Genomic DNA, 11,678 nt, shown 5'->3' on the forward strand with positions numbered 1-11,678 from the left:
ACCTTGTGCCACCCCCGAAGGTCGCCTCGGCGCTGCGCGGCGCGCGATGACGGGCACCCCTAGGCGTCGCCGGCGGTGGCCTTGCGGTGTTCGGCGGCGAAATCGAGCATGCGCTGGGTAGCCACCAGGGCCTTCTGGCGCGCGGTTTCATCAACGAAGATCTCGTTCTTCGCGGGTTCCGCGGCGTCTTCCAGCGTCTCGGCTAGCGAAACCAGGTCGTTCATGGCCATCCACGGGCAGTGGGCGCAACTGGTGCAGGTGGCGCTGTGGCCGCCGGTGGGGGCCTCGATCAGGGTCTTCCCCGGGGCCGCCTGCTGCATCTTGTAGAAGATGCCCTTGTCGGTGGCAACGATGAACTCCTGTTCCGGGCGGTTCTTCACCGCCGCGATCAGCTGGCTGGTGGAGCCGACCACATCGGCCTGATGGATCACCTCCCGCGGGGATTCCGGATGCACCAGCACCGCGGCGCCGGGGTGGCGGCCGCGCAGGTCCTCCAGCGCCCAGGCGCGGAACTCGTCGTGCACCACGCAGGAGCCGTCCCACAGCACCATGTCGGCACCGGTGGTGCGGCGAATGTAGTCGCCAAGATGTTTGTCTGGGGCCCACAGAACCTTCTTGCCCTGATCGCGCAGGTGCTCGACCAGCGGCACGGCGATGCTGGACGTGACGACATAGTCGGCCTGCGCCTTCACGTCCACCGAGGTGTTGGAGTACACCACCACCGTGTGATCCGGATACTGGGCGCGGAACTTCGCGAACTCGTCAGCCGGGCAGCCTAGATCCAGCGAGCACTCGGCCTCCAGCGTCGGCATCAGCACGCGCTTCTCCGGGCTCAGGATCTTGGCCGTCTCGCCCATGAATCGCACCCCGGCGACCACCAGCGTCTCGGCCGGGTGCTCCTTGCCAAATCGCGCCATCTCCAGGGAGTCGGCCACACAGCCGCCGGTCTCGTCCGCCAGACGCTGTAACGACTCGTCCACATAGTAATGCGCCACCAGCACCGCGTTGCGCTCGATCAGCAGGCGCTTGATACGGCGCACCAGTTCGTCGCGCTGGGCATCGGTCAACGCATGCAGCGAAGCCGTCACGTGATCCGTGCGCGGAACCTGGAAGATTGGAATTTCGGCCACCGGTGCGGTCATGGGTCCTCAACACCCCGGCATGCGGGGTAAATTATCGTTGGCTAATAGTACGACAGGCTCCCGGGCGCTGTCGTTCCTACACATTGTGGGGGCGTCGCCGCGCATCCCAACCCGGGCGCCTATAATGCCCCGGCCATGACCGACCTGAAGCAGCAATACAAGGCAATGACATTCGAGGAACGCATGGACCTCGCACTGTCCGCGGACCTCGAGGCGCACTGGCGGCCCCTGCTGGTGCGCGACCAGCATGCCCAGGTGAAGGCCTACTTCTCCCGCCGCATGGATCTCACACCCGAGGAGGTCGCCCTGCTGCTGGCCGACCCCAACCAGACCGTGCGCCTGAACTGCGCCAAACGCCCCGACCTGACGCCCGAGCAGGTCGACGCCTGTGTGAACGACCGCGACCCGAATCTGCGCTACTTCGTCGCCCGCAATCCGCTTCTGACCGAAGCCCAGCGTGAACGCCTGATGGCTGACGAGGACGAACTGGTGCGCATCGCGGTGCGCAAGGGCCCGAAAAAACGCGGGACCCGCGCCCGCCCCGGACAGGCCGAGATGATCCGTTGACCGAGACCCGCCCCGACAAACCGAAACGCCCGAAGCCTTCCCGGCGCCGCCGCGCCCTGAGTTGGGGCATCCAGATCGGGATCGCCCTGGTGATCTTCCTGGCCGTGCGCGCCTGGATGGCGCGCGACATGGTCGAGGGCCCCGCCCCCGAGTTCGAGGCCCAGCTACTGGATGGCACGCCAGTAACACTCGCCGACTACGCGGACGAGCCCATGCTGCTGCACTTCTGGGCCACCTGGTGCCCGATCTGTCGCCTCGAGGAAGGCGAGATCGTGCGCCTGTCGCAAAGCCACCCGGTGCTCACGGTGGCCATGCAATCCGGCACGCCGGAAGAGGTGCTGGAGCACCTGAACGACCGCGAGCGCGAGCTGGCCGTGATCAACGACCCGCAGGGCAAACTCGCTTCGCAATACAACGTTCGCGGTGTACCCGCGACCTTCATCATCAACCCCGACGGCGAGATCGTCTTCCGCAAGCAGGGCTACGCCCCGCCCCTGGAGCTGCGCCTGCGCCTCTGGCTCGCCCGCTGGCTGTAGCCCCACCGCTCCACGGTGCAGTTCGCTGCGCTCAGTGCGCCCTACGCGTCACATCCCAACCGTAGGATGCGTTGAGCAAAGCGAAACGCATCGCGCTCAGGCAACCGAGCGTTTAATCATCCAACTCCCGCAGGACGCGGAAGCCGAGGTTGGTATCCATCTCGTCGATGTTGCGGCGACGCCGGGCGGCGCTGCGGGTGGCGACCGCCGGGTCGAACCACGAGCCGCCCTTGACCACGACCCACTCGTTGTCCGGGTCGCGACGGTATACGCCGTCGCGCGGCATGTTCGCGTGATCGTCATGCCAGGGCGTGGAAGTGAACTCCTGCACGTTGCCGTGCATGTCGTACAGGCCCCACAGGTTCGGCTGGAAGCTGCCGACATCCAGCGGACGGGACAACGGGAAACAGGCGGGCAGATACCACTTGCGGCGCTGCCGGCGCTCCTCGTAGGGGAACAGGGAATTGAAGTGCACGTCGCGGCAGCCAACCACCTCGCCGAAGGCAAAAGGCGTGCGTGTACCGGCCCGGCAGGCGTATTCCCACTCGGCCTCGGTGGGCAGACGATAGCGCTTGCCGGTTTCCTCGCTCAGCCAATCGAGATACTGCTGAATCGACGCGGGCTTGATGTTGAAGATCGGCGTGCGTGGCGTCCTTGGCCACACCAGCCAGTCCCAGGTCTCCCAGCCCGTCGCCTCGGCAAAGGCCTCCCACTCCTCCCGCGTAATCGCGAAACGGCCCAGCGCAAAAGGCTTCTCCAGCACCACATAGCGCCGCGGTGACTCATGCTCCTGATGCCCGTACTCCGAAGCATCCGAACCGATCTCGCACTCGCCCGCCGGGATCACCTGCAACTCGGGCGTCACCGCACCCGAACGCGCCTCGTCACGGAACGTGACATCCAGCCGCGCCTTGCGCGCCGCCCGCTGCTGCAGATCCAGCAGATCCGCCTGCTCCAAGTCCTGAACGCTCCGGGCTTTATCCAATTGCATTCCACAAGTGTCTGCCTACATGAATCATCAGGCAACAACAAATGCCCGCAAGTTCGGGCACTTGCTGAATGAATAAGGCCGATCAATGGAACACAGAGAAGGCTAGAAGCACTCCTCGGGAGTTCGATCCGTTTCACCCGTATCGCGCGTCACCGTCACAACCATGGGATTACACGTCGAGTCCGTGCGCCCGGAAACCTTGTCCGCCTGCACGGTAAAGGCGTTGGTTCCCGAAGAAGTGATCGAAAGTCGCCACCGCCCCTCATCACTATCGTACGTGGCCGACTGCCCATCACTCACAAGCCTCAGCCCGTCGTCATCCGACCCGAAATTACTCGAGTACTGCGGGTTATTGGCCCGGAATCGCTCCTGGCGGAGCAGTACATCTGTCAACGCATTCTGCCCATCCGCTCGCTCGGCCCGTGTGACGTAGCGGTCATAGGCAGGGAAAGCGATCGACGCGAGTATGGCCACGATCACAACGACGATCATGACCTCGATCAGCGTAAACCCGAGTACTCTGCGCTTTGCATACATGATCGTGCCCCCCTGCCCAGCGATTTCCCTGCCCCGAGAATACCACCAGTTCGTCAATCTTCCGGAACGCTCTTGCGAGCGGGGCATTCGCCCCCATGAGCGGTCAACCCGTGCCCGCTCGTTCAACCCATACTACATACACGAAATCGTATACCCGGCGAGGTCAATCCGCATGCCGCTTGCGCCCCCCATTTCTGCAAGCCAAATCACCCGCAGGTCACAGCCCTGCACGGGCTTCACCTTGATCGAATTGATCGTGGTGGTGTCCGTGCTTGCAATTATCGCGACGCTGGCAGCTCCCAACCTGATCAACTTACTCGACAACCGGCGCCTGAACGGTGCTGCCGAAGCCATCCTGGCGGAACTCCAGTTCGCACGATCGGAAGCGATCATGCGCTCCGGCGAGGTTACGCTGGAACTACCTTCCAACGGAGCCTGGCTTGTGGTCCGCGATGCCAACAATCAAGACATCCGACGGATCAACAACGATGATTTTCCCCGCATCCAGATTGCCGCCAACGAAACCTGGGATGACGGGATCCTGATGGATCCGGTGCGCGGCCTGGCGCTTCGCACGACCAACACCGATCAGGTGATTTCACCGGTCGCCTCCATAACGGTATCCGACCCGCGCGGACGATCCCTGGAAATTCGCCTGAACGCGCTTGGCCGGTCATGGATTTGCCAGCCCGATGGCAGTGGGCGTTTCGGGGCCTGCACCTGATGCGCACAGTAACGACGAAAGACACGGTCGTCACCCGCCCAGGGAAAGCAGTCCCTGGGCGACGGACTGCTCAGCATGGTGTGACACTGATCGAACTGATGATTGGTCTCGTCGTGGGCCTGATCGTGCTGCTCGCGCTTTCCACGGTTTACATCGTCACCGTAAATGCCAGCAACGAGACATTGTCATCGGTTCGTCTGAATCAGGACATGCGTTCCACCATGTTGATCGTCTCGTCGGACGTCCGGCGGGCCGGATACTGGAATCAGAATCTGAACGCGGCCAGCCCTTTCGCTCAGGGAACCGGACAGGGCTTGCAACTGGACGACTGCGCTTCCGAGAGCACCAACTGCGGGCGCCTGAATTACGCCTTCGACCGGAATCGTGACGGCACCATTGGCAACAACGAGTTGTACGGGTTCCGTCTTAGCGAAGGGTCGATCCAGATGCTGAATCCGTCATCGGACCCCGATGACGAAGAATGGGTGGTACTCGTCGGCGGGGCCAATGACCCAGTGGAAATCACCAATCTGACCTTTACGGCGATCGGAGATCCAGGGCAGGAAGGTCAGTTTCTCTGTCGAAACATCTCCACGGGCGAAGGGAGTTTTTCATCCTGCTCTGCTGATGCCAGCGAAGCCGGCGACCCAGGACAGACCATTCTGCAAAAGCGCCGCATTCGGATTGTCATGGAGGGTCAACTTGGTGACCACCGGGTCACGCTGACCGAGATCGTACGGGTGCGCAACGACCGACGGGTAACACTGCAATGAATCGAGTGACCCAGACTACGAGATCGACCCGCATGCGAAACTTTCCAGCGTTGTCGTCGCCTCCGAGGAGACAGGCCGGTGCCATGGCGTTGGTCGTTGGCGTCATCCTTTTCTTCGGCGCCACCCTGATCGCCCTTTACACCACCGACCCTGTTCGCACCGAGCAGCAAATGGCGGGCAACGAATACCGGTCGTTTCAGGCCCTAAACGCGGCTGAGGCTGGGCTGGGTTACATGCAGTCCATTTTCGTTTCCTACGACGTCGACAACCTCGATTGCGGCCCTCATTTTCTCGGCCCCAACAGTGATCGAGGTAGTTTCGAGATCGTCCGCATTGATGGTCAGGCATGTTCCGATTTCGAAGCCCCATCCGACGTCGCCGCAATCGGCTATGTAACCCTCGATATCGAGGTGGAAGGCCGTAGCGACGATGGATCCGCCGTTCGCCAGTTGTCGCAAAGCGTGTTCTTGATGGACTTTGGCGAAGGCGCTTCAGAAGGGAGCCTGGCTCCCCTCAACTTTGCTGGCGACGTCGACTTCGACGCACCAAACAGTAACTCGTTTCGGGTGGATGGCGCTGGCGGGCCGGCCATCTCACTCCAGGATGCAGCGAACCGCGACGCAGTAATCAACGCAATCGCGGAAGTGGGGCGTGCGGACAACTACGACGGGCCCATCTCGGACGGTGGTTTTGGCGAACCCTGGGACAATCCCAACGCACTGAATGACTTTGTCAGCGCCATCGAAGCAGAGGCCAATGTGATATCTGGCAACCATTCGGTTGGCGGCAACAGCAGTCTCGATGGCGTGAACGTCGTGAATGGAGATATGGAATTCAGCGGCAACGCGGGGGGGTCGGGTGTCCTGGTGGTGAAAGGGGGTCTGACCACATCCGGGACACCGCAGTTCGACGGACTCATCATCGTCCTGGGCGGAAGCTACACAGTGACCGGTGGTGGCAGTGGCGGCCTCGAAGGCTCCATGTTCGTCTCGAACTTGATTCAGAACAATGGGAGTTATGAATACGGCGAGACCACCTTCCAGAGCTCAGGCGGTGGTAACGCCGACTTCAATTACAATTTTGCGGCGCTCAATGCCGCCCGTGACCTTCTGAGCCAACAGGCACGGGACCTCTGGTATCTGGAGGATCCCACGGGACCGTCCGGGCCCAATATCTATGGCGCGGGCATTCAGACGGGCATCATCGCAGGCAGCTGGGTGGACTTCGAATGAAATATTCTTTCTATCGCACAGGCGATGCAGCGCTGCCAAAGGCGCGCACCCACGGCTTTGCTCTTCTTGAGGCCTTGATTGCGTTGATCGTATTCGCGGTAGGCCTGCTCGCCATCGCGCAGTTCCACGGCACACTGATGCAAACGAGCGGCCAGAGCAAAGCGTCCAGCGAAGCCCTCTATCTGGCCCAGCAGAAGATTGACGAATTGCGATCCGTCAGCTGGGAAGAGATGGAAAGCGGTAGCGAAACTGGGCTCGCGGGAACCAACGATGTCTTTGAACTGACCTGGGAAGTGACGAAGGTCGATGACCTCGCCAATATCACGGTACGCGTAGACGGCTCGGAGATTGAGGGCATACAGCTTTACACCTCGATTTCCCGCGTCGCTGATATCGCACTCGCGCAAAGCGACGGAGACGGCACTACCGGCACGTATCGAAACGAAGATGGCGAAGTCGAATTACCCAGTGATGCCCATGAAGGGCAAACGGTCGATGGCATGATGGTCCGCACGGACGAAAGCGGGGAGATCACCGAGATCATTGACCCGGATACCGGAGACTTCCTGGAAGTTCCGAACGGCAGTGCGCGCATTAGTGGGAACATCTTTTTCCGCGGGGACGACTTCCTGGACAACGGGCTCCCTCCAATCCAGATCACAGCCACGGGGAACACCCTTTGCCGTGTATTCCCCGGACAGGGACTCAGCCACAGCACCACATTTGGTAGCTATGAGGCGATCGGATATTCGTGTTACGTGTCCAACGGCTGGCTGGGCAATATCGTGGCCTTCCCGCAGGACCCGACGACACAGGTTTGCATTGGTTCGCCCAACGAGCGGCCTCAGGCATTCTCCGGCGGACTGGGCGGGGCCGTGGAACGCCGTTACTTTGGCAATCGCATCACCGAAGAGGACACGATTGTCGAAATCGGGATCACGGGTAGCACCATCGAAGGAAAGGCCAGCATCGGCACCGTATGCGATCGCGACGGAGACTGCCGCGACACGGAGGTTGAATATTTCGTCCCCGGAGGCCATCACTTCCTGGTAAAAGACGACTCCAGTGACTGCGAGCAAGCGATGCTCCAGTTCAGCGAGGAACACGTCGGGCACGAAAATCACCAAGCCGACAGTGCGGACAACCCCAATAACCCGTTCTACGACAACCCTGCCGGCCTGGTCTGCACTACGCGCCCGACTTGCGGTGCTGTAACGCAAACACGCACCACCTTCCGCACCCGAATGAGTGGATTCCTCGACGCGGACAGCAACGTCTCGACCGCCGATGCACGGATGTCGGGCGGCTCTCTCGAGTGCCAGACGTTCGGGCGCCTCGGGGACGGGGATGGCAGCGGAGCCTACTGGTGTCCGGTTACCGACCCCATGCGCAATTCCGCTCAGGGCGTCGTCGGCGCAGCCTCCGGATCCGGAGTCGAGGTAGACGAACTTTGGGGGTACCGAATCGAGCGCGACGGGCAGGGCGAGCTCATCGAAAAGCGTGCCGGGCGCTCGGCTTCCTCACTCAACATTGAAAAAATACTCGACTTCAACAGCTTCGGATTCGTACTAGCTGCCCGCGACAGTGGTGACGACGACGATGGTGACGACGACCCTCCCCCATCCGGATCGGAATGTACGACCGTCGTGCAGGGGAGCCGCCACAACCGAAATCAGATCGTTTCGGTCGATCTGCCCACTTCAGGGGGGACTTGTTCCCATCCGAGCAACAGTACCTATTCCTGCTCCATTGAAGCGCTCGAAGGGGAGACGATCGAACTGTTGGCTTCGGGGCCCGGTAACCAACTGCGTGAGTTCCGCGGAACAACGAACTGCGGCACGATCAACCATAACTTCTAGCAGCGTCAGACGGGTTGCGTCACGAGAACAAGGCTCGTGCCCGGATGACACGGACATCAAGCATATGGCACGTTCGCACCAGTGGCGATAATTTACGAACGCCTTTAGAGTCATAGCTAAACAACTCAGGGAGGAGTCTGGTATGCGCAAGGATGCGCTCGGGCTGACGCTCGTGGAATTGATGGTGACGCTGGTGGTTTTTGCGGTGCTGGTCGGTATCGCGGCCCCCGCTTTCGGCAATCTGGTCGAGCAGAATCGCGTGACCAGCGCGACGAATTCCTTTCTGACCACCCTGCACCTGGCGCGTAGCGAGGCGATCCGTCGCGGCTCGCCGGTCACGCTGTGCACATCTCAGGATGGCGCCACCTGTTCGGCGGCGATCGACTGGGACGGCGGCTGGATCCTTTACCAGAACGCCGCACTGGCCACACAACCGACAGGACCTGATGCGATCGTGCGCGTGGGGCAGGAGGCGCCGCGCGTGGGAATCACTGGCAACACCCCCACCCGTCACTACATCAGTTTCGATGCATTGGGACAGTCACAGCAGCTCTCCGGTGCCTGGCTAATGGGGACCGTCAGTGTCTGCGCGGGAGAAGGCTCGGGACGGGCGATCGTGCTGTCGAATACCGGGCGACCGCGCGTGGGCGAAGCAACATGCGGCTAAAGTAATTAAGACACCGTCCATTGCTGTATTTGGACCGCCGGTTAGAACAGGTCTACACGCGACCCTTCCCATCATCTAGAAATGAGCCCGTCATGGAAGACTCGGCTATCCGACAAACCCGGCGAAAGGGATTTTCGCTGGTGGAGTTGATGATTACGATTGCCGCGCTGGTAATCCTGATCAGCCTCGCCATCCCGCACTTCTCCACCCTCGTGGAGAATCACCGCACCTCGGCGACCACCAACGAACTCGTCAATGCCCTGAATCTCGCCCGCAGCGAGGCAGTCCGCCGCGGGCTGCCCGCAGCCGTATGCCCGGATGGCAACGACTGGGAGGGTGGCTGGGAGGCACGGGTGTTTGCCGTGGACGAAGACCCGAACGACTGCGGCCAGGGCACGGCCCTGCAGCAATGGTCAGGCCCGGCCAGTTCCATTCGGATCGCGGTCAATGGCTCACTCGCCTTCGACGCCCTGGGTGCCCAGTCCAGTCCGGAACCGACCGATGCCGCTATGCGCATCTGGCCACAAGACTGCAGCGGCGAGCGCGGCCGTTCGCTGCATGTCGAGCCGGGCGGACGCGTATCGACACAGCCCGAAAGCTGCCCGGAATAGGCCAAGTCGATGTCATCACGTCCACTCCCCGCCGCCCGTGTGGCCCGTACCCGTGGCGTCACCCTGATCGAGGTGCTCGTCGCCCTGGTGGTGCTCTCCATTGGCGTGATTGGGCTGGCGGCCCTCCAGGCGCAGGCGCTTCAGCTCAACCAGGGTGCCTATATGCGTGCACAGGCGACCAACCTTGCCTACGACATCGCCGATCGCATGCGCACCAACCGAGAGGCCGCCCTGGATGGCAACTATGACACGGGCTTCCAGTCACCACCCGATTGCGAGGCCCCGGGAACGGGGCCCGACCTGGCAAGCGCCGACCTGACGCAATGGCGGATGGCGCTGGCCTGTGCCCTGCCCGAAGGACAGGGCCGCATCGAACGCAACGGTGAGGTTTTCACCATCACCATTCGCTGGGACAACCGCCGCCTGGCGGAGGATGGCGAAGAGCCCTTTGAAGAGTTCGTCACGAGGACCGGGATATGAGTGCCGACTCCTCATCTGGCCGGAACAGGAACCGTGTGCGCGGCTTCACTCTGGTGGAGCTGATGGTCGCGATGGTGCTCGGGCTGTTGATCGTGGGCGGGGTCATCGCCCTGTTTGTCTCCACCCAGCAGACCTCGCGCACACAGGAAGCCATGTCGCGCGTGCAGGAGACCGGGCGCTTTGTGATCGAACGCATCGCTCGCGATGCGCGGGAGGCCGGCCACGAGGGCTGCCGTGGCGGCAATGTCAACAACCTGCTCGACACGGCAAGCGCGGATTTCGACCCCTGGTCGCACACGGTCGAATCGGCATTCCTGCCCCCGCAGCCACCCAGCGACCATCTTCGTGGTGACGTCCTGACCCTGCATGGCATGACCTCGATCGGGTCGGTTGCCGTCGCGGTGCCCAATACCACCGCACCGATCAACACGGTTGACCCGGTCGATGTTGCCCAGGGCGAGATCGTGCTGGTCGCGGACGAGGCCGGCACCACCTGCGAGCTTTTCCAGAACGCTCCAGCCCAGCCCGGCGTGCTCAGCCGCGCGACGGGCGCGAACATCTCGCCAGGGAACGTGGGCGGCGACCTCACGGATTTCTCCGGGCCCGCCACCCTCTCGATCTCCCGACTCGAAACCATCACCTATTACATCGGCGAATCCTCGGCCAGCCCCGGTGTGGCCAGCCTGTTCCGGCGCAGCACGGCGGATACCGATAGCAACGGCAACCCGGTGCGCCGCGAGATCGCCGAGGGGGTGTACGACATGCGCCTGGAGTTCGGGCAGGACAACAACGACAACCAGCAGGTCGACGGCTTCGTGGCCGCGGGCAATACCACCAGCTGGAGCGAAAGCGACTGGGCCAGAGTCGCCGCCGTGCGCGTCCACCTGCTCGTCTACAACGGGCTGGACAACAACGTGGTGGATCAGCCCCGCACCGGACTGCTGTTCGCCAACGAACTGTTCGATGCGCCGGACCGGCGTCTGTACCAGGTGTTCACCACCACCGTCGCCACGCGCAACCGGCTGGAATGACCATGAACGCAACACCTCGAAGCGTGCCCTGTCGGCATGGGCAGCAGGGCTCGGCCCTGATCGTCGGGCTGGTACTGTTGCTGGTGATCACGCTGATCGCCGTTACCGGCATGCGCAACACCATTCTGCAGGAACGCATGACCGGCAACATGCTGGACCGCAACCTGGCGTTCCAGGTCGCCGAGGCTGCCCTGCGGCATGGCCAGATGAATCTTGATCCCAGTACAGCAGCGGAGCCCGTGGGCGCGCCTGCCGATCCTCTCGCCTGGGAGGAGCGGCTCGCCAACGGAGGCGGAACGGCCTATGCCCCGCCGGACGCGGAGAGCTTCGGCCTGTACGCGATGCCCCGCTACTACATCGAGGCCGTGCCGGTTCCCCCGGTGGATGCGCTCGCCGCAGACGAAGCCCTGCCCAATCAGGATCTCTACCGGATCACGGTGCGCGCTCAGGGCGGATCACCCGAGGCTGTCGTAATCCTGCAGGCCACCTTCCGCCACTAACCCTCGGCCACCGCATGACGCAAGGATG

Annotated in this window: 14 protein-coding genes; 11 read left to right on the forward strand and 3 right to left on the reverse strand. The window is 62.4% G+C overall.

Features of this window, described 5'->3' with window-relative positions; genetic code table 11:
* Nucleotides 1–59: 59 nt before the first annotated feature.
* Nucleotides 60–1,142 (reverse strand): quinolinate synthase NadA, encoded by a 1,083-nt coding sequence (nadA, locus tag C935_RS0102100; RefSeq protein ID WP_018860861.1) that lies wholly within the window; start codon nt 1,140–1,142, stop codon nt 60–62.
* A gap of 135 nt (nt 1,143–1,277) precedes the next feature.
* On the opposite strand from nadA, the gene C935_RS0102105 reads away from it, so the two are divergent.
* Both C935_RS0102105 and C935_RS0102110 read left to right on the forward strand, forming a co-directional pair.
* On the forward strand, nt 1,278–1,709 hold the full coding sequence (locus C935_RS0102105) for a hypothetical protein (RefSeq protein WP_018860862.1): 432 nt from the start codon (nt 1,278–1,280) through the stop codon (nt 1,707–1,709).
* Nucleotides 1,706–2,245, forward strand: a complete 540-nt coding sequence (locus C935_RS0102110) for a protein disulfide oxidoreductase (RefSeq protein ID WP_018860863.1) — start codon at nt 1,706–1,708, stop codon at nt 2,243–2,245. Before C935_RS0102105 ends, C935_RS0102110 begins: the two co-directional genes overlap by 4 nt.
* 112 nt (nt 2,246–2,357) lie before the next feature.
* Here the strand turns inward: C935_RS0102110 and C935_RS0102115 are convergent, their stop codons facing one another.
* Both C935_RS0102115 and C935_RS0102120 read right to left on the reverse strand, forming a co-directional pair.
* Nucleotides 2,358–3,203: an SUMF1/EgtB/PvdO family nonheme iron enzyme gene (locus C935_RS0102115; protein ID WP_018860864.1), complete on the reverse strand. Its 846-nt coding sequence runs from the start codon at nt 3,201–3,203 to the stop codon at nt 2,358–2,360.
* 135 nt (nt 3,204–3,338) lie between these two features.
* A complete protein-coding gene (locus C935_RS0102120) occupies nt 3,339–3,773 on the reverse strand; it encodes a type IV pilin protein (RefSeq protein WP_026278593.1) in 435 nt (144 codons plus the stop codon).
* A gap of 172 nt (nt 3,774–3,945) precedes the next feature.
* On the opposite strand from C935_RS0102120, the gene C935_RS0102125 reads away from it, so the two are divergent.
* From C935_RS0102125 to C935_RS0102165, 9 genes are all read left to right on the forward strand, one after another.
* Complete coding sequence (locus C935_RS0102125; protein WP_255349343.1) at nt 3,946–4,497, forward strand: GspH/FimT family pseudopilin; 552 nt, start codon at nt 3,946–3,948, stop codon at nt 4,495–4,497.
* On the forward strand, nt 4,497–5,270 hold the full coding sequence (locus C935_RS0102130) for a PilW family protein (protein ID WP_255349344.1): 774 nt from the start codon (nt 4,497–4,499) through the stop codon (nt 5,268–5,270). Before C935_RS0102125 ends, C935_RS0102130 begins: the two co-directional genes overlap by 1 nt.
* Nucleotides 5,271–5,353: 83 nt before the next feature.
* Complete coding sequence (locus tag C935_RS0102135; RefSeq protein ID WP_018860868.1) at nt 5,354–6,502, forward strand: pilus assembly PilX N-terminal domain-containing protein; 1,149 nt, start codon at nt 5,354–5,356, stop codon at nt 6,500–6,502.
* On the forward strand, nt 6,499–8,361 hold the full coding sequence (locus C935_RS0102140) for a hypothetical protein (RefSeq protein ID WP_018860869.1): 1,863 nt from the start codon (nt 6,499–6,501) through the stop codon (nt 8,359–8,361). The genes C935_RS0102135 and C935_RS0102140 overlap by 4 nt, the downstream gene beginning before the upstream one ends.
* 142 nt (nt 8,362–8,503) lie before the next feature.
* Nucleotides 8,504–9,028 (forward strand): GspH/FimT family pseudopilin, encoded by a 525-nt coding sequence (locus tag C935_RS0102145; protein ID WP_018860870.1) that lies wholly within the window; start codon nt 8,504–8,506, stop codon nt 9,026–9,028.
* 92 nt (nt 9,029–9,120) lie between these two features.
* Nucleotides 9,121–9,639 (forward strand): GspH/FimT family pseudopilin, encoded by a 519-nt coding sequence (locus tag C935_RS0102150; RefSeq protein ID WP_018860871.1) that lies wholly within the window; start codon nt 9,121–9,123, stop codon nt 9,637–9,639.
* Nucleotides 9,640–9,648: 9 nt separating this feature from the next.
* Complete coding sequence (gene pilV, locus C935_RS0102155; RefSeq protein ID WP_018860872.1) at nt 9,649–10,119, forward strand: type IV pilus modification protein PilV; 471 nt, start codon at nt 9,649–9,651, stop codon at nt 10,117–10,119.
* Entirely contained in the window at nt 10,116–11,150 is a 1,035-nt protein-coding gene (locus C935_RS0102160; protein ID WP_026278595.1) for a PilW family protein, read from the forward strand. The genes pilV and C935_RS0102160 overlap by 4 nt, the downstream gene beginning before the upstream one ends.
* Nucleotides 11,151–11,152: 2 nt before the next feature.
* Nucleotides 11,153–11,650 carry a PilX N-terminal domain-containing pilus assembly protein gene (locus C935_RS0102165; protein ID WP_026278596.1) on the forward strand — a complete coding sequence of 166 codons (498 nt, stop codon included), beginning with the start codon at nt 11,153–11,155 and terminating at the stop codon, nt 11,648–11,650.
* The last annotated feature ends 28 nt before the right edge of the window (nt 11,651–11,678 follow it).

Origin of the sequence: Thioalkalivibrio sp. ALJ3 (genome assembly GCF_000377205.1) — a bacterium.
GTDB lineage: Bacteria > Pseudomonadota > Gammaproteobacteria > Ectothiorhodospirales > Ectothiorhodospiraceae > Thioalkalivibrio.